This is a genomic window from Glutamicibacter sp. JC586, from assembly GCF_009805585.1.
Lineage (GTDB): Bacteria > Actinomycetota > Actinomycetes > Actinomycetales > Micrococcaceae > Glutamicibacter.
On the sequence record NZ_VHIN01000010.1, the window covers coordinates 62,052 to 86,852 of the forward strand.

23 protein-coding genes are annotated in these 24,801 nt (G+C 54.6%); 10 read left to right on the forward strand and 13 right to left on the reverse strand.

The features are described from left to right. Positions 1-10: 10 nt before the first annotated feature. The 6 genes from paaC to FJV47_RS08280 form a co-directional block, all read right to left on the reverse strand. Positions 11-871, reverse strand: a complete 861-nt coding sequence (gene paaC / locus FJV47_RS08255; protein ID WP_159611898.1) for a 1,2-phenylacetyl-CoA epoxidase subunit PaaC — start codon at positions 869-871, stop codon at positions 11-13. After that, entirely contained in the window at positions 868-1,158 is a 291-nt protein-coding gene (paaB, locus tag FJV47_RS08260; protein ID WP_131088861.1) for a 1,2-phenylacetyl-CoA epoxidase subunit PaaB, read from the reverse strand. Before paaB ends, paaC begins: the two co-directional genes overlap by 4 nt. A gap of 1 nt (position 1,159) precedes the next feature. Next, positions 1,160-2,146 carry a 1,2-phenylacetyl-CoA epoxidase subunit PaaA gene (gene paaA / locus FJV47_RS08265; protein ID WP_159611900.1) on the reverse strand — a complete coding sequence of 329 codons (987 nt, stop codon included), beginning with the start codon at positions 2,144-2,146 and terminating at the stop codon, positions 1,160-1,162. A gap of 143 nt (positions 2,147-2,289) precedes the next feature. After that, positions 2,290-2,739, reverse strand: a complete 450-nt coding sequence (locus FJV47_RS08270; protein WP_159611902.1) for a DoxX family protein — start codon at positions 2,737-2,739, stop codon at positions 2,290-2,292. 198 nt (positions 2,740-2,937) lie between these two features. Further along, complete coding sequence (locus tag FJV47_RS08275; RefSeq protein ID WP_159611904.1) at positions 2,938-3,693, reverse strand: amino acid ABC transporter ATP-binding protein; 756 nt, start codon at positions 3,691-3,693, stop codon at positions 2,938-2,940. Further along, on the reverse strand, positions 3,690-5,084 hold the full coding sequence (locus tag FJV47_RS08280; protein WP_159613081.1) for an amino acid ABC transporter substrate-binding protein/permease: 1,395 nt from the start codon (positions 5,082-5,084) through the stop codon (positions 3,690-3,692). The genes FJV47_RS08275 and FJV47_RS08280 overlap by 4 nt, the downstream gene beginning before the upstream one ends. Before the next feature lie 273 nt (positions 5,085-5,357). Between FJV47_RS08280 and FJV47_RS08285 the strand changes: the two genes are divergently transcribed. The 6 genes from FJV47_RS08285 to FJV47_RS08310 all read left to right on the forward strand — a co-directional run bounded on the left by FJV47_RS08285 (position 5,358) and on the right by FJV47_RS08310 (position 12,046). After that, positions 5,358-7,511: a S9 family peptidase gene (locus FJV47_RS08285; protein WP_159611906.1), complete on the forward strand. Its 2,154-nt coding sequence runs from the start codon at positions 5,358-5,360 to the stop codon at positions 7,509-7,511. A gap of 25 nt (positions 7,512-7,536) precedes the next feature. Next, on the forward strand, positions 7,537-8,550 hold the full coding sequence (locus FJV47_RS08290; protein WP_159611908.1) for a GNAT family N-acetyltransferase: 1,014 nt from the start codon (positions 7,537-7,539) through the stop codon (positions 8,548-8,550). A gap of 115 nt (positions 8,551-8,665) precedes the next feature. Then, on the forward strand, positions 8,666-9,112 hold the full coding sequence (locus FJV47_RS08295; protein ID WP_159613083.1) for a hotdog fold thioesterase: 447 nt from the start codon (positions 8,666-8,668) through the stop codon (positions 9,110-9,112). Positions 9,113-9,144: 32 nt separating this feature from the next. Then, entirely contained in the window at positions 9,145-10,464 is a 1,320-nt protein-coding gene (locus FJV47_RS08300; RefSeq protein ID WP_159611910.1) for a phenylacetate--CoA ligase family protein, read from the forward strand. Positions 10,465-10,496: 32 nt separating this feature from the next. Beyond that, positions 10,497-11,114: a TetR/AcrR family transcriptional regulator gene (locus tag FJV47_RS08305; RefSeq protein WP_159611912.1), complete on the forward strand. Its 618-nt coding sequence runs from the start codon at positions 10,497-10,499 to the stop codon at positions 11,112-11,114. An 86-nt stretch (positions 11,115-11,200) separates the two neighbouring features. After that, positions 11,201-12,046 carry a nicotinamide mononucleotide transporter family protein gene (locus tag FJV47_RS08310; RefSeq protein ID WP_159611914.1) on the forward strand — a complete coding sequence of 282 codons (846 nt, stop codon included), beginning with the start codon at positions 11,201-11,203 and terminating at the stop codon, positions 12,044-12,046. A gap of 53 nt (positions 12,047-12,099) precedes the next feature. On the opposite strand, the gene FJV47_RS08315 is transcribed toward FJV47_RS08310, so the two are convergent. The 3 genes from FJV47_RS08315 to FJV47_RS08325 all read right to left on the reverse strand — a co-directional run bounded on the left by FJV47_RS08315 (position 12,100) and on the right by FJV47_RS08325 (position 17,147). Continuing rightward, a complete protein-coding gene (locus FJV47_RS08315; RefSeq protein WP_159611916.1) occupies positions 12,100-13,890 on the reverse strand; it encodes a carbohydrate-binding module family 20 domain-containing protein in 1,791 nt (596 codons plus the stop codon). Between the two features lie 318 nt (positions 13,891-14,208). After that, positions 14,209-16,332: a phenylacetic acid degradation bifunctional protein PaaZ gene (gene paaZ, locus FJV47_RS08320; RefSeq protein ID WP_159611918.1), complete on the reverse strand. Its 2,124-nt coding sequence runs from the start codon at positions 16,330-16,332 to the stop codon at positions 14,209-14,211. 89 nt (positions 16,333-16,421) lie between these two features. Beyond that, positions 16,422-17,147, reverse strand: a complete 726-nt coding sequence (locus tag FJV47_RS08325; RefSeq protein WP_159611920.1) for a tyrosine-protein phosphatase — start codon at positions 17,145-17,147, stop codon at positions 16,422-16,424. A 140-nt stretch (positions 17,148-17,287) separates the two neighbouring features. On the opposite strand from FJV47_RS08325, the gene FJV47_RS08330 reads away from it, so the two are divergent. Then, positions 17,288-18,190 carry a serine protein kinase RIO gene (locus tag FJV47_RS08330; RefSeq protein ID WP_159611922.1) on the forward strand — a complete coding sequence of 301 codons (903 nt, stop codon included), beginning with the start codon at positions 17,288-17,290 and terminating at the stop codon, positions 18,188-18,190. A gap of 76 nt (positions 18,191-18,266) precedes the next feature. Here FJV47_RS08330 and FJV47_RS08335 read toward each other — a convergent pair whose 3' ends face one another. The 3 genes from FJV47_RS08335 to FJV47_RS08345 are packed head-to-tail and all read right to left on the reverse strand — an operon-like array spanning position 18,267 to position 21,165. Beyond that, positions 18,267-19,142 carry a 3-hydroxyacyl-CoA dehydrogenase family protein gene (locus FJV47_RS08335; protein WP_159611924.1) on the reverse strand — a complete coding sequence of 292 codons (876 nt, stop codon included), beginning with the start codon at positions 19,140-19,142 and terminating at the stop codon, positions 18,267-18,269. Between the two features lie 2 nt (positions 19,143-19,144). Further along, positions 19,145-19,939 carry an enoyl-CoA hydratase/isomerase family protein gene (locus tag FJV47_RS08340; protein WP_159611926.1) on the reverse strand — a complete coding sequence of 265 codons (795 nt, stop codon included), beginning with the start codon at positions 19,937-19,939 and terminating at the stop codon, positions 19,145-19,147. Between the two features lie 2 nt (positions 19,940-19,941). Further along, the gene (locus FJV47_RS08345; protein WP_159611928.1) at positions 19,942-21,165 is read right to left on the reverse strand and encodes an acetyl-CoA C-acyltransferase; all 1,224 of its coding nucleotides are present in this window, start codon (positions 21,163-21,165) and stop codon (positions 19,942-19,944) included. A gap of 137 nt (positions 21,166-21,302) precedes the next feature. Here FJV47_RS08345 and FJV47_RS08350 point away from each other — a divergent pair, with 137 nt between their 5' ends. From FJV47_RS08350 to FJV47_RS08360, 3 genes are all read left to right on the forward strand, one after another. Then, positions 21,303-22,265, forward strand: a complete 963-nt coding sequence (locus FJV47_RS08350) for a 1,4-dihydroxy-2-naphthoyl-CoA synthase (RefSeq protein WP_200831977.1) — start codon at positions 21,303-21,305, stop codon at positions 22,263-22,265. Positions 22,266-22,291: 26 nt separating this feature from the next. Next, positions 22,292-23,419, forward strand: coding sequence for an AMP-binding protein (locus FJV47_RS08355; protein WP_159611930.1), 1,128 nt, complete (start codon positions 22,292-22,294; stop codon positions 23,417-23,419). A 75-nt stretch (positions 23,420-23,494) separates the two neighbouring features. Continuing rightward, entirely contained in the window at positions 23,495-24,379 is an 885-nt protein-coding gene (locus tag FJV47_RS08360; RefSeq protein WP_159611932.1) for a 1,4-dihydroxy-2-naphthoate polyprenyltransferase, read from the forward strand. Between the two features lie 110 nt (positions 24,380-24,489). Here the strand turns inward: FJV47_RS08360 and FJV47_RS08365 are convergent, their stop codons facing one another. After that, the gene (locus FJV47_RS08365) at positions 24,490-24,780 is read right to left on the reverse strand and encodes a DUF4229 domain-containing protein (protein WP_159611934.1); all 291 of its coding nucleotides are present in this window, start codon (positions 24,778-24,780) and stop codon (positions 24,490-24,492) included. Positions 24,781-24,801 lie beyond the last annotated feature (21 nt).

The following is a 24,801-nucleotide window of genomic DNA, read 5'->3' on the forward strand; positions in this document are numbered from 1 at the left end:
TGATCAGTAGTTACCAGCTGGCGCCGGGATGTTTACGTGCCAGTACTTGCATTTCAGCGAGCAGATAACCCAAATGTTCGGAGTGTTCACCGATTCGACCATGGGCCATCGCTTGCCCGGTAGCCGGAATCTGCAAACCCGCCTCGGTCAGCACAGCTCCGATTTGTTCATCCCAAGCCTGGCGAAGGGTCGATGGCAATACAGCCACACCTTCCAAATCTTGGTGGATCTGTTCGTCGCGGAACATTTCATCGACGTATGGCCAGAGAATTTCTAGCGCATGACGCATCTTTTCCGCCGATTCCTCGGTTCCCTGCCCCAAACGGATGGTCCACGCGGTCGCATGGTCGCGATGATAGTCAACTTCCTTGACCGCTTTGGCCGCGATAGCTGCCAAGGTTTCATCAGTCGAGGCGGTGAGCTCTCGGTAGAGCAGGTGCTGGAAGATTGAAACGATCAGCTGGCGAATAATCGTGACCCCGAAGTGCCCATTGGGTTGCTCGACGATCCACAGCGAAGTGAATTCTTCTTCCTCTCGCCAGTACGCTAAGTCATCTTCGGTTTTGTCCCACGCTAGTGAGGCATAAGTGAGGAACGAACGCGCATGTCCGAGAATATCTAGAGCGATATTACCCAGGGCGACGTCTTCTTCAAGCTCAGGGGCGCGTGAAATCCAGTGCGCCAGGCGTTGAGCCAGGATCAGTGAGTCATCCCCGAGCGTTAGCGCGTACTTCGCAACTTGTTCGCTGGGTGCTTGCCCGTTCACGGCAATGTCTTCTGGCCGAAGTGCATTGCCCGGAGTCACTCGCGTTGCCGAGGCTAGTGCGTCGCCGAAGCTGTCGAGCTCTGCATCCAATTCTTCATGCTTCACAGATGCTTCACTCCTTCACTGGCTTTGTAATAGGTGGCGTGACGGTAGTCTTTGCCCTGTGGGGATTCAAAGAAGGAATCTTTTTCATCTGGGTCAGAGCTGATGATGTCGCTGGACTTCACAACCCAGAGCGAAACGCCTTCGTTGCGTCGGGTGTAAAGATCGCGGGCGTTGCGCACGGCCATCTGTGCATCAGGTGCATGCAGAGATCCGGCGTGCACATGCGAGAGTCCTCGGGAGGAACGGACAAATACTTCCCACAGGGGCCAGTTGTTTTGTTGGCTCATCCTAGGCAACCTCACTTTGTGCTTGTTTTGCGGCGTAGGCAGATGCAGCTTCACGAACCCAAGCACCTTCACGGTGCGCTTCGCGGCGACGTTCTAGTCGTTGGGAGTTAGCTGGGCCGTTGCCCTTGATGACGTTCATAAATTCGTCCCAGTTCAGATCCTTGTGGATCCACTGCTTCTTCTCTTCGTCGAAGTGCAGTTCCGGATCTGGCAAGGTCATCCCCAGTACCTTGACCTGTTCGGCAATCATGCCAACAAAGCGTTGGCGCAATTCGTCATTGGAGAACCGTTTGATGTTCCAGGCCATGGACTGTTGCGAGTTGGGTGACTGATCATCCGGCGGACCGAACATCATCAACGATGGTTCATAGAAGCGGTTGATGGCATCTTGAGCCATCTTTTTCTGTGCTTCGGTTCCACGCGAGAGCGCAAGCAGGATCTCAAATCCTTGTCGCTGGTGGAAAGATTCTTCCTTGCAGATACGCACCATCGCGCGCCCGTAGGGACCATAGGAAGCGCGGCACAATGGCACCTGATTTGCAATGGCGGCCCCGTCTACGAGCCAGCCGATCGCTCCCATATCTGCCCATGAGCGCGCGGTGTAGTTAAAGATGGACGAGTACTTTGCACGGCCAGTCAGCAACTGATCGTTCAGTTCGTCTCGGCTGGTTCCCAATGTCTCGGCGGCCGAGTAAAGGTATAACCCGTGCCCAGCCTCATCCTGAACTTTGGCCATCAGAATGGACTTGCGCTTCAGCGATGGTGCGCGCGTAATCCAGTTGGCTTCAGGTTGCATACCGATGATCTCGGAGTGGGCATGCTGTGAGACTTGGCGAGTCAACGTTTTTCGGTAGGCCTCTGGCATCCAATCGCGTGGTTCCACGCGCGAGTCCTTGCCGATCAAGGCATCAAAACGAGCTTGGGATTGCTCTTCTTCGTAGCTTGGAACAGCGCTGAGTCCCGATTCCTGCGACGCACTCGGTGCCATGGGTTCACCTCTTCGAAAACAAATTACATACTGACCGTTCGTTCAGTATGTCAGAGTGGCTTGAGTCACGTCAACATGAACTGCGCAAGGTACAACAAAACCCCAAGGATCTCGCCCTGGGGTTTTGTATTAGCGCCCTAAGACTAGGCGCTGACCGCTGCACGCTTTGCGCGCTTGCGACCAAAAATCAAATGATCCACGGCCCAACGACCTGGACCCATCAAGGCCAGCGCCAGCGCGCCTGCACCGAGGGCCAGTACAAGCTCAAATCCACCGTTGGCGACAAAAACGCCATTCTGCGCATGAGCCAGCACAATTGCTCCAGCCATATCCAGCGCCAGCAAGGCGCCGAAGATGCGGGTTGCAACTCCCAGGATCAGTGCGATACCTCCAACCAATTCAAGTGTTGCCACCACCGGGGCGATGAAACTTGCCCCGGGCACACCCATCTGAGCAAAGCTGGCAGTGGTTCCGTCGATGGTGAATTGGGAGAACTTTTGCCACCCGTGGGCGGCAAATAGAAATCCGATAGCAAGGCGCAAAACGCTCTGCGCAGCGGCAAGTAGGCGGGGATTATTTTCCAGATTATTCAAGATCTAGCTCCTCAGAAACGTCAGCCGGTCAGGGGTCTTCCTGCTCGATTTCCTACACCACACTATGCGGATCAACTTGAAGCTTCAAGTACATTCTCGCGCTAAATCGGTAACCTTGGCCACGAAAAACCGCGCCCCTCGAATCCAGCATGATGCCAGTTCGAGAAGCGCGGTATTGATTTTCTGCGGTTTTTAGCCCTACAGCACCTTCGACAGGAAGTCGCGAGTACGCTCTTGCTGTGGATTGCCAAAGAGTTGTTCTGGTTCACCCTGTTCGCAGACCACGCCATCAGCCATGAAGATCACGCGGTCACCGACCTCGCGGGCAAAGCCCATCTCGTGGGTCACCAAGACTAGGGTCATGCCTGAATCGGCTAGTTCCTTGATCACCTGAAGCACCTCGCCAACCATCTCAGGGTCAAGGGCGCTAGTTGCTTCGTCAAAGAGCATGATCCCTGGAGCCATGGCCAACGCACGGGCAATCGCTACGCGCTGCTTCTGACCGCCCGAGAGCGAAGCCGGACGAGCATTCGCTTTGTCCTTAAGCCCAACGCGTTCAAGAAGTTCCAGCGCACGTGTCCGCGCCTGCGCCTTATCCATCTTCTTGAGCTCCACGGGAGCCAACATGATGTTTTCCGCAACGGTCATATGTGGGAAGAGGTTGAAGTGCTGGAACACCATTCCTACATGGCGGCGCACCTCATTGATATCCACCTTGGGATCAGTGACATCAAAACCATCCACAATCACCTGGCCGGAGGTGATGTCTTCCAGTTTGTTCAGACAACGCAGTAGCGTGGACTTACCGGAACCCGAGGGCCCGATCACGCACACTACTTCACCTTCACGGATATCCAGATCAATACCTTTAAGTACGTTATTTGATCCGAAGGACTTGTGTAGGTCCTTCACCTGGATCTTTAGCTGAGAGCTTTGCTCGGTTACGGCGCTCACTTGTTGAACCTCCGATCGGCGTAGTTAGCCAACTTGGTCAGGGCCATGATGGCAATGAAGTAAATGACACCCACGATGATCAGGGTTTCGGTAACACGGAAGTTTGCTGCGTAGATCTGCTGACCTTGGTAGAGCAGTTCACCAAAGCCAATGGCCAACAGCAACGAGGAGTCCTTGAGGCTGATGATCAGCTGGTTGATCAAAGATGGAGTCATCATCTTGAAGGCCTGCGGAACCACAACCTTTTGCATGGACTTGCCATAGCCAAGGCCCAGGGAGCGAGAGGCTTCCAACTGTCCTGGATCCACGGATTGAATGCCACCGCGAACGATTTCAGCAACGTAAGCGCCAGCGTTCAGCGACAAGGTCAGCACACCAGCGGTCCAGACGGAGATTTCCCAGCCGGTCAGCTGCGGCAGACCGAAGTAGAACATGAAGGCCCACAGCAACAGCGGGGTACCGCGGAAGATGTTCACAAATGTCGTAGCGATACCGCGAAGTACGATATTGCCCGAGAGCTTCATGAAGCCGAAGACTAGGCCCAACACCATCGCGATCGCGAAGGAAATCGCAGTAACCAACAGTGTGTGCCACAGACCAGTCATCAACGCTGGGAAGGACTTGGCTGCTAGGTCAAAGAAGTTGCCTGGGGTCGAAGCGCTAGGATCAGAAAGGTACTTGTCCAGGATCTCCTGGTACTCACCATTGGCCTTCATCTCCGCAAGACCGTCGTTGAACGCTGCCAATAGGGCGGTATTTTTGCCCTTATTCACGGCGAAACCATAAGAGCCGCCTGGCACCTTATCGGTGACGGTCTTCAGCCCGTTGCCCTGAGCGATGCCGTAGGCCAGCACCGGGTAATCATCAAACACTGCTACGGCTGAACCGGCCTTCACCGACTCATACATGGTGGCCGACTGGTCTAGGGACTTGACCGTGAATCCATATTTTTTAGCAATGGACTTGGCATAGGTTTCACCTTCAGAGCCGGTTTTAGCAACAACGGTTTTGCCGTTGAGATCCTCGTAGGCCTTGATGTCATCGTTGTTTTTAGCAACGGCCATCTGTACCCCGGATTCGAAGTACGGCTCCGAGAAGTCGTAAATTTCTTTACGCTCATCGGTAATCGACATACCTGCAATCACGCCGTCCACCTGGTTAGAGGACAGGGCAGCAAGTGCAGCATTGAAGCCAAGGGATCGTACCTCAACTTTAAAACCTTGGTCATCCGCAATTTTTTGCAAGATGTCCATGTCAATGCCGGTCAGTTCCCCATTCTGACGGAATTCGAAAGGTGCGAAGGTAGTGTCCGTGCCGATGACGTAAGTTTGGCCGTCGACCTTTTCATTGCCTTGGGCCATGGCCGACGGCGCACCGATGACCAAAGCCATCAAACCGATGGCTGCCGCGGCAACCCATCGACTCAGGCGCCCGTGGCGGGCAACTCTCTGTTTATTTTTCACTGATGATCGCTTTCTCAAACTGAAGGGCGAGTGGCCCACGTTGTAGATAACTTCCTATTCCTGCAAGCCTAGGCGCAATAGGGTCAGGCTGGAAGTATTGGCACCGGTTCTTGACCCAGTGGTAACCCAACTCGACCACGATCTGTCCGCGCTGAGCATAGCCAGTGCCCACAACCACTCACGGTGAGATTGAATAGGGGTATGACTGATGCATCGTTGATTAAGAATCCTCCCGTCGCAGCCAAGCGCCCCACCACCCGCAGTTTTCACGGTGATGATTTCATCGATAACTACGAATGGCTACGAGAGAAGAGCAGCCCGGAAGTCATCGATTATCTTAATGCCGAGAACGAGTACACCGACGTAATCACGGCAGATCAGCAGCCTCTACGCGAAGACCTATTCGGCGAAATCAAATCACGCACGGTAGAAACCGACCTCTCGGTACCGGTTCGCCGACGCGGCTGGTGGTACTTCACACGCTCGGCCGAAGGCAAGCCATACACCGTGCAGTGCCGCGTCAAGGCCAACGAATCTTCGGACCCAATAGCGGACTGGACTCCCCCAGTGATTGACCCGCAGCACAGCCTGCCGGCCGAAGAAGTCTTGCTTGATGGCAATGCGCTGGCCGAAGGTCAGCCATTCTTCTCCTTGGGTGGCATGGCGCTGAATGAAGAAGGAAACCTCTTGGCCTACTGCGTCGATAACGCAGGCGATGAGCGTTTCACCCTCTACATCAAAGACCTAAGCACCGGGCAATTGCTGCCCGATACCATCGAGGGCGTGTTTTATGGTCTGGCATTCTCGCCGGACTCTGCAACTGTGTTCTATACAGTGGTGGACGAGACTTGGCGGCCGAACCAGATTCGCGCGCACCGCTTGGGCACCGACGCGTCCGAAGACCAGCTGATCTTTGAAGAAAATGACCCAGGAATGTGGCTCGGCTTTGATTTGAGCCCGGATCGCAAGACCCTGATGATCTCCAGCGGTAACTCTGAGTACTCGGAGACCAGCATGCTGGATTTGACCGACGACACCGCATCGGTCAGCTTGTTAGTACCTCGTGAGTTGCGTTTGCTACACGGTATCGATCTGACGCCTGCTTCGGGTCAGGCACTAATCACCCACGACTTTGAAGCACCAAACAATATGGTGTCGTTGGCTAACCTTGATCAGTTGGGCAAAGACACCATCCCGCAGCAGTGGCAGACGGTGGTGGCCCATGAAGACACCGTGAAGATCGAAGGAACCATCCTTACCGGTTCCCACGTGGTGCTCTCGGTCCGTCGTAATACCTGCGAGCGGGTTCAATTATTGCCCCTAGAAGGACTAGGTACGCAGCAACAGGGTACCCCGATCGAACCAGAGTTTGACGATGAGCTATTCACCGCATCGCCTACTTTTGCTGAACTTGATGCCCCATTGATTCGGATCAGTTACACCGCTGATTTCACCCCAGCGCGGGTCTATGATCTGTGGCTACAGGACCAGAGCTTGGTGCTGCGTAAGCAGACCCCGGTGAACAACTTCGACGCGAGCAAGTATGTATCTACTCGGGACTGGGCCACCGCTGCGGATGGGACCAAGATTCCATTGACCGTCATGCGTCGCGCAGATCTGGATACCTCGGTGCCGCAGCCGGTATTGATCTATGGCTATGGTTCCTACGAAGCATCCATGGATCCAGGTTTTGGCATTCCACGCCTAAGCGTTTTGGATCGCGGAGTTGTTTTTGTCATCGTCCATGTACGTGGCGGTGGAGAGCTAGGTCGTGACTGGTATTTGAAGGGCAAGAAGCTTCACAAGAAAAACACGTTCACCGACTTCATTGACTCAACTAAATACCTGATTGATTCAGGTGTCGCTGATCCACAGCGCATAGTGGCACTAGGCGGATCCGCTGGAGGACTGCTGATGGGTGCCATCGCCAATATGGCCCCTCAGCTGTACACCGCAATCATCGCTCAGGTTCCATTCGTTGATGCACTGACCTCAATCCTTGACCCAGAGCTGCCGCTCTCGGCTTTGGAATGGGAAGAATGGGGTAACCCGATTGAAAGCAAGGAAGTCTACGACTACATGAAGTCGTATTCGCCGTATGAAAATGTCACCGAACAGGCTTATCCGAAGATTGCCGCCGTGACTTCTTTGAACGACACCCGTGTGCTGTACGTTGAGCCGGCCAAGTGGGTGGCCAAACTTCGCGAAGTTGGAACCGGTGATGCCCCGATCGTACTCAAGACGGAAATGGATGGCGGTCATGGTGGCGCCTCAGGTCGCTATGAGTCTTGGAAGTCGCGCGCATGGGACTACGCGTTCGCGCTTGACGCATTGGGATGCACTAAACTGATCTGATTTGCCAGAAAGGAACTCAGCGGCCATGCACCATATAAGTATCAAGGACTACCGTGATGATCCTGCGATACGCCATTTGCTGGTGCTGGCCGCTGACCCCATTGATGAGCAGGCTTTAGAACAACTACTCGATGAGTGCCAGCGGCACGAAGCGATAGCCTGCTTTGCTCCGGATGGCAGCATCACGGCATTGGCCGTTTTCCAGCACAGCGACAAGTATTCGTTGTGCCTTCACTACCTTGCGGTGTTACCAGATTTTCATCGTCGTGGACTTGGTCGAGCATTAGTGCATCAGCTGCGCGATATTTATCAAAAGAGCGTATGGGCAACCACGGATGCGGATGCCATCGACTTCTACCGTGCACTGGGGTGCGTCATTTCGGACTCTTCACAGGACCGGCGCTGGCCCGGTATCGCTCGGTACCTGTGCACACTGCCGTACTACCCGCTGTTGCGCTCCCAGCCGGACGAAGATCCAGAATACGAAGCGGTCGGAGGTCAACTGACGCGCGGAAATATTCGTATCGAAGAACCGCAAAGTCGCTGGGTCCATGATTTTGAGACTCTTGCGGATCTGATTTCCACCGCCTTAGGCGAACAAGCACTGGCAGTGGAGCACACCGGTTCAACCTCGGTGGCAGGTCTTCCTGCCAAACCACTCATTGACATCACCCTTGTAGTTCTCGACGCCAATGATGAGTCTAGCTACGCGCCAGCGTTACACACTGCCGGTCTCATTTTTTGGCATCGCGAACCCGGCTGGTACGCACATCGGATGTTTAAGCCATCGGTTACCTCAGGGCTTCCAGAGGCGAATATTCATGTGTTTTCAGCCGGTAGCCCCGAGTACTTACGAATGATGATTTTCAGAGATCATTTGCGTCGTAATGAGTCAGACCGAGCTGCTTATGCTTCGGTTAAGCGTCAAGCCGCAGCCCAGATTACTGCCACCGATGGCCAGGATGCTTTGGTCATGGACTACAACCGAATCAAGGAACCATTCATCCTTGCCTTACACGCTCGTCTTTTCTCTTCCTAGTTTCGTCGTGCTGCCGTTCGCAACATAGCAAGGCCCAAGTCTAAATAACTTGACTTAGCTCACATTTTGTTATTACCTAATGATCGTTCGGTAAATAAATCGGCGAAGGACAATGATGACCAATACTCAAGTAGAAGAGCCGCTACCTCACGAGATTCTCCGCGATGACGCGACTGCCCGATGGCTAGGCATCGAAGTGATCGAAGCTCGTGAAGGTCACGCCGTAATCTCCATGCAACTGCGAGATGAAATGCTCAACGGCTTCGGCATTGGTCACGGCGGAATGATCTTCACCTTGGCCGACACCGCATTCGCCATGAGCTGCAATGCGGTTGAAGGTTCCGAGGAAACCATCACTGTGGCTTCCGGAGCCGATATCAATTTTCTCAAACCAGCAATTCTGGGCAGAAAGCTTACCGCCACCGGCACCCGAGTTTCGCAACAAGGACGTAGCGGACTCTACGACATCACCGTAGCCCAAGAGGGTACGGACGGGTCGACGGAAGTCATTGCAGAATTCCGTGGCCGTTCACGCACCGTGCCAAAGCCCAAAAATAGCTAATCCCCCATTCAATTTCTGACGAAAGTTCGAGCATGTCTGAGACCTCCCGCCGTGTTGAGCTGCCAAATCCGCTCGACAACGAAGAAACCATGAGCCGTGATCAGATCGAATCGATCCAGCTGGAACGCTTGAAAGACACCCTTCATCTGGCTTACAACAAGGTGCCTCACTACAAGCAAAAGTACGATGCCGCCGGCGTTCACCCGAACGACCTTAAAGAACTCAGTGATCTTTCAATCTTCCCCTTCACCGAGAAGGAAGACCTGCGAAAAACCTACCCATTTGGCATGTTCGCTGTACCGCAGCACGAGGTTGCCCGAATCCACGCTTCCTCTGGTACTACAGGCAAGCCCACCGTTGTGGGATACACCCAACAGGACTTGGATGACTGGGCCAAACTCGGTGCTAGGTGTCTGCGCCTGTCTGGAGTCAAGCCAGGATGGAAAGTTCACAACGCCTACGGCTACGGGCTGTTCACCGGCGGGCTCGGTGCCCATGCAGCTGCCGAACGACTCGGTGCCACTGTCATCCCAATGTCCGGCGGACAAACCGATAAGCAGATCTCACTGATCCAAGACTTCGCACCCGATGCCATTCTTTGCACACCGACGTACTTGCTGACCATTGGCGATGCGATGCAACGCAAGGGCATCGACCCACGTAGTACTTCGCTAAAAGTTGCCGTGCTCGGTGCTGAGCCGTGGACCGAAGAAATGCGACATGAGCTAGAAGAGATGTTTAACATCGATGCCTGCGATATCTACGGACTCTCCGAAGTCATGGGGCCAGGAGTTGCTGGCGAATCCAGTGAGCGCAAGGACGGTAGCCACATCTGGGAGGACCACTTCCGGCCCGAAATCATTGACGCTTTTGATCCGTCAAAAGTTCTGGGCGACGGCGAACACGGAGAGCTGGTCTTTACCTCGCTAACAAAACAAGCTCTGCCGATCATTCGCTACCGCACCCACGACCTCACTCGACTCATGCCAGGTAGTGCGCGTCCAGGGCACCGTCGTATGGGACGCATTACCGGTCGCAGCGACGACATGATCATCCTGCGCGGAGTAAATCTCTTCCCTAGCCAGATCGAAGAGTTGATCTTGAAGGTACCGGCTCTGTCTCCACATTTCCAGCTACTTCTCACTCGCCCCGACCGCATGGATCAATTGGCGGTCAAGGTGGAGCGCCGGTCGGACAGCTCACGCGAACAGGCCGAAATCGGTGGCAAGGAACTGGCCAAGCTAATCAAAATCCACATTGGTTCCTCTTGTGCCATCGATATTCTCGAACCAGAATCGTTAGAGCGCTCCATGGGTAAACTCAAGCGCATCTATGACCTACGTAATCAATAATTCGAGCGGGGACATGGAATAATCGATACATCATGGACACCACTGACACTGCAAGTCGACCGGCTAAACGAGGTCGCCCAGGATACGACCAAGAAACCGTATTGCGCATCGCCGTTGAGGCGTTCAACGAATACGGTTATGACGCGACCTCGATGGGTAAACTTGCCGAGCGTTTGAGCATCAGCAAGTCTGCGATTTATCACCACGTTCCCTCCAAAGAAGATCTCTTGCGCCTAGCTCTGGATGAAGCGCTGATTCCCTTAGAGGCCGTGATCGCTGATGTGCAGTCACATGCGGGAAGTGCCGATGAACGCTTGGAGTTTTTCCTGCGCTCAACGATTCGAATCCTGATCAGCAAGCGTTTGTACGTTACCTTGTTGCTCCGCTTGCGCGGTAACACCGACCTCGAACGTCAAGCGCTCCAGCGTCGTCGCGCCATGGACCGTCAGCTTGCTGAACTAGTCACCCTGGCACAACGTGATGGCAAGCTACGCGGAGATCTCGACCCACGTAGCACCGCACGTTTGTTGTTTGGCATGATCAACTCACTGGTGGATTGGTACAAAGTCGATGGTCCAATAGAGGCCAATACGCTTGAGGAACAGGCCATCTCGTTATTGTTCAAGGGCTTGCACTCTGAACAAAAATAGCACTGCAGGAAGGCACCAAGATACGGCATTCTCTCCACGGGGGAAGCGCGTATCTTGGTGCCTTCGAGCTATCGGGAGCTGGCACTGTGTTGCAACCAACCCTGACAGGATTCACGGACTCACAGGAATCACCGCTAGCATCTAAGGGGTGCTTCGTGCACCTGCCGTTGCCAACCGATCGAGTGAAGAGCACCGTGGATTCCATCTTACAAACCCTGTTCATGGCTACTGCTGACAGCAATAGCTCCTATGTTCAAATCCTGCTGTCTGCCGCAAGTATGTTGCTAGTTTTCGTCTCCGCGGTGTTGCTGGCACACCGTAACGATCTGGGTTGGTGGACTCTGATCCTGGCCGTTTTTGTCGGCCCACTAATCACTGCCTTGCAGTTTGACCTGCTCGGACTGATCTATGGCATCCCACTCTTGCTGCTACCAATCTTCGGACTTTGGCGTTTCTCGCAGTACAAACTGAACGGCAAGTTCACCCGCGAGGTGACCTGTACTCCCCTGACCCTCTGGTCCGCAGTGGGCATGATTGTTGGCCTGATCCTGCTGGTCGCATTGCGCTTCGGCCCGTTCTTGTTCAACTCCACCTTCTTGAGCGCGACTCCAGAAATCTGGGTCATGTACTTTGCTGACGCAGCGATCTTTGCATCGTTTGTCATGATCTCTCGCGGGGTGCGTGAGGGATGGCTGCTGCTGGCCGTAGCTGCTATCGCTGATCTGGTTATTTACTTCATGATCTCCCCAATGCTGGGGATGATCGGCCTGTACGTCTTTATCGCATTGGCAGCTCTTTATGGCTTCTATCTGTGGCGCGGCCTGAAGGTTGTTTCCGAAACTGCTGGTGCGGAACTCAGCGATGAACAACTCGCGCTGGAAAAGGCAAAACAAGCAACATTGAACAAGCTCAACACCAACTCCGAGAAGTAAGTTATTCACTCAAAAGATCCCGTCCAAAATGGACGGGATCTTTTGCGTTGGAGCTAGTTACGCCAGGTATCACTCAATTTCAGCGACCCATCAGACTGTACGGTGGCGCTCCGGTTTCCACCCGATTCCCACGTAGCCTTTCCACTCTGGTCATATTTGACGTACTTGTACTCAAACTTCGTCCCGGCAGGAAGGTCCACCGTGCCTGTCCAGCTCGGGTAGCCTACGGCAGAGAGTTGCGGTGCTTGAGATGGATTCCAGTTGCCTAGTTTTGTCTGGTTTCCAACAATGCGGATATTCTGTCCCACCGTGGTTTCTGCGGTTACAGCCACGCTGACATCCGAGGCCTCTTCTACCGGTTCTTCGGATGGGTCAGTTCCCCCGCCATTGGAGCCGTCTCCTAGAGCACCGACGTGCAAGGCTAGCGCGCCATAAGCAGGCACAGTCGCGTTGAACTTGCCGTCTGATCCTACGGTGATTTTTTGCGAGCAGTCGGCACCGGCGACGACGTCGCAGTAGGTTCCGGCGGCTAATGAGCTGGAGTATTCACGGGTAGTTGAACTACCGGTGTTGTTGATGGCAACAAAACCTTTATTGCCTCGACCGAAGGCAATCTGGTTGCTCCCATCGTCCCACCAGTTGCTCACTGCTGCGTCTCCGACCGCATTGTTGAAGCCGACCATTCCGGTAATTTCGTCCTGTCGCTGTTCGCAGGTCCAAGCCGAAGAATCGCAGCTAGCGTTAGGTACTGAAGCATCGCTGGCTCCAGGAGCTCCGGCGTCTTTATCGGTGAAAGAATATCCTGAGTACACCGATGGGGAGCCATAGGGCCAGGAAAGCATGAAGACGTTGGCCAAAAGGTACTTGGCACCCCATTTGTAGTTCATGGTTTCGCCGTTGCGTTCCGTGTCATGATTGGCCACGAACACGCCGGCACGGTCACTGGTCAGTTTGCCGTCACCAATGAATCGCAGGTTAGCAATTTGAGAATCGAAGTCACTCTTGAGCTGACGTGCGTAGTCGAATTCAAACGAGTCACCACTGCCTAGGTATTCGCTTTCTTGGATGGGTTCGCCAGCAGCACCGATGACTTCATGGACCCAAAAGACACCCGGGTTTTTCATCTTTGATTTGATCGCTTCAAGATCTGTTGCGGGAATGTGCTTGGATGCGTCGATTCGGAAACCGGAGACGCCCAGTGAGACGAGATCGTCGAGGTAGTCAGCGATGTTTTGTTGCACGTAGCTGCTGGAGGTCTTCAAGTCTTGCAGTCCTACCAGACGACAGTTCTGTACTTGCCAGCGGTCAGAGTAATTGGAGATGTTGGTTCGGCAATCGTTGAAGTCCTGTGCAGAATATTCCGGGAAATTGTCCTCCGAAAATGCTGAGCCAGCAGTTCCAGTTCCTGATTGTCCAGCTCCGGCCATGTGGTTGACCACGGCGTCAGCAATGACTTTTACGCCAGCGTCGTTGCAGCTTTTGACCATGGCTGAGAAGTCGTCTCGGTTGCCCAGTTTGGAGTCCACTTTGTAGCTCACGGGTTGATAGGAAGTCCACCATGCTGCGCCCCGGAGGTGCTCGGCCGGCGGCGAAACTTGAACGTAGCCAAATCCCGCTGGCGCAATGCTTGACTTGCACTCCTGCGCTACAGATTTCCAGTTCCATTGGAACAGGTTAAGGATGACATCCTTGCCATCGTTGGATGGTGTAGCACCTTGGGCGGGTGCGGCGAACAATGGGGCAGCCAACAACGCTAGCGAAGCGCAGAGTGCGAGACCGGGTTTGGCCGCTGAGGCTCTGTCACGTCGTCGTTTTAGTTTGGCATGTGTTGAAAAGAGTCCCACAGAAATGCTCCTTTGATGTGATGATTACGCTCCGACCGTGCAACTTTTGTGCACCGGAGCAGTCAGCCACGCATCCCCCCCATCAATGTGTGACCTGCGACATAACTGTAAACGCTTTCTTCACTTTCGCCAAGAGATCAATTTTTGTAAACACCTTAAATCAGCAATATTTCACGCCTAAATGACCTTAAATTTTTTCAAAGCGCCCCTTGAGCGCATCAAGATTGGAAACGTTTCCATTATTGCTTATAACGAATCTACGCGACGCAAATAGGTGGGCGTCGCATCTGCGACGCCCACCTTCGGGAACGCGAGGAGCTAGTTTCCGAAGTTCGCGTAAGTAATATTCTGCTTCTCGACCAATGTCAACACATCATAGGTTGCCACGATCTCATCATTCTGATTATGCAAGATCGCATCCCAGGCAACTTCACCGTATTCATCGGTCACACGCGGGGTGATCTTCTTTGCAGTTAGCGTGACCCGGATTGAATCCCCTGAAGCGACCGGAGTGATGAAGCGTAGATTTTCCAGCCCATAGTTAGCCAGCACTGGCCCCGGTGCTGGTTCCACAAATAGCCCGGCCGCCCACGACACCAGGAGGTATCCGTGTGCAACGATCCCCGGGAAAAACGGGTTAGCTTCTGCGGCCTTGGAGTCGGTGTGGGCGTAGAACGTATCGCCGGTCTTTTCCGCGAATTCGCTGATCTCTTCCAAACTGACCATGCGCAGGTCAGAGGCAAATCCGTCACCCACACGAAGCTGCTCAAGTGATTTCCGGAAGGGGTGAACATGCTGTGGTTGGCCACCGAATTTTTCACTGCCGGCCAACCGCTGCTGTGCTCCTGTGTGCCAGACGCCACTGAGTGCGGTGAGCATATTCGGTGATCCCTGCACCGCTGTACGTTGCATGTGGTGCTTCACCGAACGAATTCCGCCCAGCTCCTCACCGCCGCCAGCGCGCCCTGGGCCACCGTGAACAAGGTGTGGCACCGGCGAACCGTGCCCCGTAGTTGAGCGTGCTGTTTCGCGATTAAGAATGTGGACGCGGCCGTGATGGGCGGCGATACCCAAAGTTAGTTCACGCACCGTTTCTGCATCATTACTACACACGGTGGCGACCAAGGAGCCCGCACCCATGGCCGCCAATTCGATGGCTTCTTCGAGGTTTTCGTAGCCGATGACCGAACTCACTGGCCCGAAAGCTTCGCGCGAATGTACCAATGGATTACGCGCATCATTCCAGCGAAGCACCACGGGTGACATGAACGCCCCCGATTCAGCGACAGCATCCTTTTCCGGGGCAACTCGCACAGCAGGTACGTCCAGTCGTCCATAGCCCAGTTCGCCGCCAGCAGCCAACATGTCTTCAACAGCGGCACGCACATCGGCCAGTTGCTCAAGTGAGGCCAAGGCTCCCATTGTCACGCCATCCACGCGCGGATCACCGATGACTACACGGTCTTCGATACGTTGACCGATAGCATTAATTACCGGATCCACCAGGTGTGAGGGAACGATGTTGCGGCGAATCGCCGTGCACTTTTGACCGGCCTTGCTGGTCATTTCGGTGACAACAGTTTTGACGAAAGCGTCGAATTCTGCGCTTCCTTCTTCAGCGTCTGGACCGAGAATGGCCGCGTTGAGCGAATCCGTTTCGGCCGCAAAACGCACAGCACCGTCAATGACATTTGGATGGGACTTCAGTTTGTTCGCCGTCGCGGCCGATCCGGTAAAGGCAAACATGTCCCGGTAATCCAGGTGGTCCATGATGTCGCGAGCAGGTCCCGAGAGAAGCTGTAGGGATCCTTCGGGCAGAATGCCAGAGTCCAACATGATTCGCACCGCAGCCTCGGTGAGATAACCGGTAGGGGTTGCTGGCTTGACGATCGTTGGAACGCCGGCAATAAAGGCGGGGGCAAACTTTTCCAGCATGCCCCACACCGGGAAATTAAAGGCATTCACCTGTACTACGACACCGCTCATTGCGGTGTAAATGTGCGTTCCGATAAAAGAGCCATCTTTGCTCAGCGGCTCGGTAGGACCATCAAGAATGACATTGTTATTAGGCAGCTCTCTGCGTCCTTTGGAAGAGAAAGTAAAGAGCACCCCAATACCGCCATCGATGTCGACCATGGAGTCAGTTTTGGTAGCACCGGTCTTGAAGGAGACCTCGTAAAGGTCCTTCCGTCGCTCATTGAGATACAGCGCTAGTTCTTTGAGCTTAAGTGCCCTCTCATGCAAGGTGAGCTTAGCTAGCTCACGGTGCCCGGTACCGCGCCCATAGGCAACAGCTGAGGCGACATCAAGCTTCTGATTGGTTACCGATGCAAGCACCTCTCCGGTGTTGGCATCACGAACTTCGGTGCCTTCAGCAGATTCGGGAGTCCACCATTGGCCAGCGATAAAGCTGGGTACCGCGCTAATCTGTTTTGTCGACATTGACAGAATTCCTTCCTGAACGGTCGGTCAGTATTAATATCAACCATAGCAGGAAGACAGTGATCTGTGACACCATCAGCTCGGTACACTCAACTAGAGTTTTGAGCCAAATCACGCACGCGTTCGATCACCTTCGGGTCCATACCTTGACGCTCCAAATACGCCTGCGTCGATCCCATCCAAGCGCAGAATTCGCGCAGCGCTTGTGCCCGTTCGTCAATAATGCCTTGCAGTTCCCGAGCTTCGTGAAAGCGCTCATAGGGATGCTTACGAGGTGAGACTCGGTGCCACTCATTGATGCCACGCACCGCTAGTTCGTCATGTCTCAGAATCTGGTCGCCACAACCGGCTAGGTCTAGTAAAAGTGTGGCAACCAGCCCCGAGCGGTCCCTACCTGCCGAGCAATGAATCACCGTAGATCCGTGCGAGTTTGCCAAATTTTCGAACACGGCTCGAAGTTGATCACCGAACTCCTCACAGACCAACTGATACATGTTCGTATGGTTCATATAGGGCACGGCAACAGCCTCAAAGCGTTCATTGCCCGAAGTTTCTAGCGGAAGGTTCACCATTTCAATTTGGGCCAAACTCGCCGCGGGGACAGCTGGATCATGTTCACGCCGCTGGATCTCTGCGGGATTACGCAAGTCGACAACTTTGCGTACCCCATCTTCATGCATCTGTTGCCAGCCAAGCGCACTCACCCACTCATGTCGGCCCATGCGATAAAAGTTTCCGCAAATTTCTCGGGCATTCACCGCCCCTTGCCACGACAGGTCTCCTACTTGCTTGCGATAGTTCAGACGCTGGCTCATGTTCCCATTGCAACATATTGATCCCCTGTTGTAGAGTTCTAGTCATTGACAAAAGTCAATCAGTCTATCGAAGGAGGGGTAACGATGATTGTTTACCGCCGTTCCCAGTCATTTATCTCTTTTTCTAAGGACTCCACCCAATGCATTTTCCTGAGGGAGAATCTTCTACCAGCGCGCAGCTGACACGTTCAGCCAGCACTGATTCCGAAACACAACTCAAGTTCCGCAAGCACAAACCGGTCTGGAATGAATCGCACACCGATGAACCTCCGGCTGGCCAGCGCTTCTCCACCTGGCCCTTCGTTGAGAAGGGTTTACGTGGACCACGCCCCTATCCTTTGTGGCTGATTGAAGATGCCGGGGCAATCGATACCGAATTAGGCATCCTCAAAACGGGCAAGGAAGGCGACGTCTTCTTGCTGGAACGAGCCATCGGGCAGCGGCAGAGCCTACTGGCAGCCAAACGCTACCGCAGTCGCGACCACCTGCAGTTCAGTCGTTCACAGGCCTACAGCGATGGTCGTTCTGCACGCCGTTCTCGTGACAATCGAGCAATCCGCAACAACTCGGCCTACGGGCGAGACATCGCTGCCTTGCAATGGGCCAACGCCGAGTGGACATATTTGTTGCGCTGTTACGAAGCAGGCATCCCGGTACCTTATCCGGTGCAGATTGACGGTACCGAAATCCTGATGGAATTCATTGCCGACCCAGATGATCAATTTGCGGCCGCACCCCGGCTGCAACAGCTTTCTCGTTTTGACCCACGCCTACCGTCCCTGTGGGATCAGCTAGTTGATGCCTTGGAAAAGTTTGCGCAACTAGGAGTGGCACACGGCGACTTATCGGCCTACAATCTTTTGGTCTCCGGCGAGCGCTTAGTGGTCATCGATGTTCCACAGTGCGTGGATTTGGCAGGCAACCCCAACGGCATGGACTTCTTGCATCGCGACTGTGTGAATCTGTGCGAATGGTTCGCCTCCAAGGGCTTGGAGCATGATCCTGATGAGCTATTTGCCTCGCTTCTGGGGCATCTGTTTTAGCAGAGAATAAGATTTCAGTCCCGTCGATCTCCAGCGATCGACGGGACTGAAATTTTTGGGTTCAGCTGCTCAGGGTTTACCAGCTATAGAAGCCTTGGCCACTTTTTCGTCCCAGTTTGCCTTCGGCTACCAGGTCTTTGAGGATCTGTGGCGGGGCAAAACGCTCCCCTAAGGTCTCGTGTAGGTACTGGGCAATTCCAAGTCGTACATCTAGTCCAACAATGTCGGTAGTCTTTAGCGGTCCGGTTGGATGTTTGTAACCCAGCACCATAGCGTTATCGATATCTTCTGCACTGGCCACGCCTTCTTCCACCATGCGCATAGCTTCTAGGGCGATAGCTACCCCGAGCCGTGAGGAGGCAAAACCCGGAGCGTCATTGACCACCACTGCAGTCTTGCTCAGCGCTTGAACCCAGCCACGCGAAGCCTCGATCAACGCCTTGTCCGTCTGCTCACCAATGACTACCTCGATCAAAGTTGAGGCAGGAACTGGATTGAAGAAGTGCAGCCCGAGGAACTTCTCTGGTCGGCTAAGCTCTTTGGCCAGCCCGCTGACGGACAGGGAGGAAGTATTCGATGCTAGGACGGCCTGCGTATCGAGTACTCTTTCCACTGCCTGCAATGAGGCGACTTTTAATTCCCAAATTTCGGGAACCGCTTCAATAACGAGTCCTGTTTCGGAGAACTGCTCATAGTCCGTGCTGACGCTAAAACGCTGCATCAGTTCATTCTTGGATTCACTGACTACGGCGCGCTCAATGGATTTGTCCACTGACTGCGATACTCGTTCGAAGGCTGCTTGCGCGGATGCCTCGTCGCGTTCCACGACGACAACGCTGCTGCCACTAATGAGCAGTGCGTGAGCAATGCCAGCTCCCATTCGACCGCCGCCAAGCACTCCGCTACGTTGCGGTAAGTCGCCGGTGAGAATCATGCTGTTTTCTGCGTTCATTCTTACTTCTTCTTTCGATCAAGAAATGCCTGCATGCGATCAAACTTGGCTTGGGATTCAAAGAGCATTCCTTGTGCCAAGGTATCGATAACCGGGTGTGCCTGGCGCGGGGTGTGGAACACCGACTTGGTGATGCGGACTGCCAATGGATCTTGGGCTGCGATTCGATCAGCCAACGCTTGCGCCGCGGTGTCCAACTCAGCGGCATCATGTAATTCGGTGATCAATCCAGCGTCCAAGCACTGCTGTCCGGTGAGCACTTTACCGGCCATGAGTATTTCCTTAGCCAGCGGTTCGCCCACGAGTTCCTTGAGCCGCCAGGTCGCACCGGCCGCAGCGATAATCCCTAGGTTGGTCTCTGGATTACCCATACGAAGCTCCGGTGTGCCGATTCGGAAGTCGGCTGCATAGGCCAATTCAGCTCCGCCGCCTAGGGCAAAGCCATCCAAGGCGGCAATAACCGGCATGGGGAGCTTGGCGATACGCTCAAAGATCCCTGAATTGATTCCAGCCAACGCGTCATCACGTCGCCGTTCGCGTAATTGGGAGATATCAGCCCCGGAGGCGAAAATCCCTTTGACACCTTTCGGATGTTCATCGGTAGGTGCTTGGCCCGGTGTGCCAGCCAGGATCAGGATCTTTGGGTTACGCTCCAAATATGAGCACACCGCGTGTAGTTCATCGACCATCGCCTGATCAATGGCATTACGTACCTCTGGCCGGTGCAGGCGAACCCAAATCCGGTCCGTGCTTTCATCCACCAGTAGGGTTTCGAAATGCTCGCTGATATTTTCCACGCTTAGGCCCCTTCCAAGAGAATGGCCGAGCCCTGACCAACACCCACACACATGGTGGCCACACCAAATTTGCGGCTAGGCGAAGTCAGTTCACGTTCCATGCGGCCTAGCAAGGAGATCACGATGCGTGAGCCACTAGATCCCAGTGGATGACCCAGCGCGATAGCCCCTCCATCACGGTTGACGATCTGCGGGTCTACCGCCAGTTCACGGATGCTGGCCAAGGATTGGCTGGCGAAGGCTTCATTGATTTCCATGGCGCCGATCTGCCCGATGTTCAGCCCCGCACGATCCAATACCTTACGGGTGGAGGAGACCGGACCCATGCCCATGATTTCGGGTTCTAGGCCGGTGGCCTGTCCATCGATGATGCGAGCACGTGGTGTCAGGCCAAACTTCTTGATGGCGCGTTCCGAAACTACAAGGATGGCTGAGGCCCCGTCATTGAGCGAGGAGGCATTACCCGCGGTAACAACACTGCCTGACTTGACCACTGGGCGTAGCCCAGAGAGCACGTCCATGCTGGTTCCCGGGCGTGGGCCTTCGTCGGTGTCCACGATAGTTTCACCCTTGCGGTGCTTGACGGTCACCGGAACGATTTCGTCAACAAAGTTCCCTGCTTGGATGGCAGCGATAGCCTTCTGGTGAGACTGCACAGCAAACTGGTCGCAGTCTTCACGGCTGACGCCATATACCCGAGCGACTTCTTCAGCCGTTTCAGGCATGGAATAGGTAGCTTTGCCCTCACGGGACAGTTCGCCGGAGAGGAACTGCGGATTGGTGAAACGCCAGCCAATCGAGGTGTCAAACACCGTGCCCGGTTTAGCAAAGGCCTTATCCGGCTTTTCCATTACCCATGGTGCTCGCGACATAGATTCGACTCCGCCGGCGATCACAACGTCTGCTGCACCAGCTTTAATCATGTGGCTGGCCATGGTGATGGCGCTCATTCCCGAGGCGCACAAGCGATTGACGGTAATGCCCGGAATGCTCACCGGCAGACCTGCCAGCAGTGCTGCCATGCGCGCCACGTTGCGGTTTTCTTCCCCGGCACCGTTGGCATTGCCCAGGATGACTTCATCGATAGCCGCCGGGTCAATTCCCGAATCCTCAACCAGCTTTTTGATGGTCAGGGCCGCCAGATCATCTGGACGTACCGCGCTGAGTGCTCCACCGTATCGACCCACGGGTGTGCGAGTTCCGCCAACGAGAAATGCCTCGGTCATCTTCTTGCTCCTTGCGCCAAAGTACTAAGTGATCCTCAACACCTAAACTTACCGACCATTCGTTCAATAATAAAGTCATAGGCTTCGAAGATTTCAGATTCTTAGAGATCCGTACCAAACCGACTAGCATTCATAGGGTGAGTAGCCTGAATAATTCCGCATTGCCCCCGAAGGTTTCCGATGTCTTTGACCCAACGCGTTGGCGCGTGGTTGAAGGCTTTGATTTCACCGACGTCACCTACCACCGACAGGTAGAACGCGATGAACAAGGCGCGATCGTGCGCGACCTTCCTACGGTGCGCATTGCCTTTGACCGCCCAGAGGTACGCAATGCCTTCCGTCCGCACACCGTAGACGAGCTCTACCGTGCGATGGACCATGCCCGAATGACCAGCGACGTCGCCACCGTGATCCTCACCGGAAATGGCCCATCGCCCAAGGACGGCGGACACGCCTTCTGCTCGGGTGGCGACCAGCGAATCCGTGGCCGCGACGGCTACCGCTACGCCGAGGGCGAGACTCGCGAATCGATTGATCCGGCCCGCGCCGGGCGCCTACACATCTTGGAAGTTCAGCGCCTGATGCGCACCATGCCCAAGGTGGTGCTCTGCGTAGTCAACGGGTGGGCTGCCGGAGGCGGACACTCCCTGCATGTGGTTTCCGACCTGACCATCGCCTCCAAGGAAAACGGTAAATTCAAGCAGACCGACGCTACCGTCGGCTCCTTTGATGCCGGATACGGTTCAGCGCTCTTGGCCCGCCAGGTAGGTCAAAAGACCGCCCGTGAGATCTTCTTCCTCGCCCGCGAATACTCTGCCGATGACATGGTCCGCATGGGCGCTGTCAACGAGTCTGTAGAGCACGAACGCCTCGAAGAAGTTGCCTTGGAATACGCAGCAGACATTGCACGCCAGTCTCCGCAAGCCATTCGAATGCTCAAATTTGCTTTCAACTTGGCCGATGATGGGTTGGCAGGCCAGCAAGTCTTCGCAGGTGAGGCGACCCGCATGGCCTACATGACCGATGAGGCTGTCGAAGGACGTGACGCCTTCTTGGGTAAGCGGGATCCTGACTGGTCCAACTACCCTTACTACTTCTAATCACCGGCACCAGCCCAAGGAATTTCATGGACGCACAACTTCAGGAACTTCTCGCCGCTCTGGCCAATGCTGCTAACGATGAAGGTCCAGCAGTAGAAGTCATCATCGATGAGAACAACAGCAACGGCTGGCGTATCACGTACCTGAACGATCAGGACCTGCCCGGCTTCGAGCAACCAATGGTTGTTGTGCGCACCTCGGGGTCCACCGGACGCGCTAAGCGTACTGTCCTGAGCGTTGAGGCACTGGCTTCCAGCGCTCAGGCGACGGCCGAGTACCTAGGGTTTGAAGGACAGTGGCTGTTAGCGTTGCCGGTGCATTATGTCGCAGGACTGAGCGTGCTGACTCGTTCGCTCTTCGCTGGCACCAAGCCGGTGGCCATGGATCTTACCGGGAGTTTTTCTGCCACCGCATTCACCCAAGCTGCCGAGCAGATGGTTGAAAAACATCGCTTGACCTCGTTGGTCCCCACCCAGCTAGCCCGCCTACTTGATGACGCTGATCCAGCCACTCTCAACGCGCTGAAACGCTTTGACGCGATTCTGCTGGGAGGCGCCCGAGCCAGCAAAGACTTGCTGGCCAATGCTCGTCACCATGGGCTGAAAATTTTCCAAACCTACGGCTCTTCGGAAACCTCCGGCGGGCTGGTGTACAACGGAACGGCTTTGCCAGGGGTGCACTTAGCGGAACACGACTCACGCATTTGGGTCTCGGGCCCGATGCTCTCGGACGGTTACCTCGACTCCCCCGAAGCCACCGCGGAACATTTTGTTCACCACGATTCTCGACGCTGGTACGTTACCGACGATCTAGGAACGGTAACAGGTCATCGCCTGAGCATCATTGGCCGGGTGGATGACGTGATCAATTCAGGTGGCATCAAACTTTCGGCCTCAAAAATCGACGGGATACTTGAAGAATTCTTCACCCAGACCCTGGTGCTCTCCGTCCCAGATTCACAGTGGGGTCAAAGCGTTGGGTTCGCCTATTCTGGCCCTACCCGGACCGAGGACGCATTTGAAGCGGTCCGTCGAACTTTGGGCAAAGAAGCGGTGCCGAAACATGTTCGTCACTACCCCAACGGGCTTCCACAGCTGCCTAACGGCAAGTTCGACCGCCAACTGATTATCAGTGAACTTAGCTTGCGAGACTAGCTCGATTCGCCTTGCCCGACGATTCGCGGGAAACTAAAGGGTACGAGTTTTTCTTTTGCCCTGAAAGGACTGAAAGTGGCCACACTTTCCCAATGGGTCTCCGGTGCACGTTTGCGCACCTTGCCTATCGTCATCGCTCCCGTAGTCATTGGCACCGCTGCCGCGGTGGGCGAAACCGGAACCCTTCACTGGGTCCGTTTTGTTTTGGCGTTGATCGTCGGTTTGCTACTGCAGGTTGGCGTGAACTACTCCAACGATTACTCCGACGGAATCCGCGGCACCGATGACGATCGTGTTGGTCCTTTGCGCCTGACAGGCTCAAAACTCACTGCACCAAAAAACGTCCGCAACGTCGCCTTTGCCTGCTTCGCTCTGGCAGCAATCGCCGGTCTGACCTTGGTAGTCGTCTCCGCTTCATGGCCGTTGTTGCTTGTTGGCGTGGCAGCAATTTTCGCGGCCTGGGGCTACACGGGCGGTAAGAACCCGTACGGCTATCGCGGACTGGGTGATATCTATGTCTTCATCTTCTTCGGCCTGGTCGCCACCCTAGGTACTACCTTCACGCAGATCAATGAACTGACGCTCGCTTCAGTCCTTGGTGCCATTGGTACAGGCCTCATTGGCTGTGCGTTGCTTATGGCCAATAACGTGCGTGATATCCCTACCGACAAAGAGGTTGGCAAGATTACTCTGGCCGTGCGTCTCGGAGAGCACAATGCCCGCCTGAGCTACGTCTTGATGTTGGCTGTGGCGATCCTGCTACCGCTACTAGCTACCGGAACCTTCCCATGGTTATGGTTGGTCCTGCTAACTTTCGTTCCCGCCATCGCCCCATCGTTGTTGATGTTGCGAGAGCACGAGCTTCCAAAACTCGTCAAGGTCTTGAAGCAAACGGGCATCTTGAATATGGTTTACGCGGTACTCTTCGCGTTGGCCATCGTGCTTCAAGTTTGGTTCTAATACCTCGCCTGACAGCACGGTAGTTTCATACAAAAGAAAGCCTTGGCGGATCATTCCTTTCAGGAAAGACCAGCCAAGGCTTTGTTGTTGCCCAGAAAGATCTGGGAAAGTTATTCAGCGCTCCGGTGATTTTGACGTTGCGCTTCATCAAAATTGTCTTCCACAGCCTCATCGTCCAGCTGCTTTTTAGTCTTGCTAGCCGAAGTCTTAGCGAAAGCTTTACGCACGTCCTCGTTCGCTTGTAGGCGAAGTTTGTTGAAGAACAGGTACGCCACGGCGAAGGCAAAAATCAGACCGATGATTCCAGAAACGAAGATTGGCCAGTTCAGACCCCACCAGAGGCCTAGAAATACTGCGCAGAAAATGCCCAGGCGAAGAACTGTATATTTCAAAAACTGCATAGTTCTAATTCTACCGGTGAA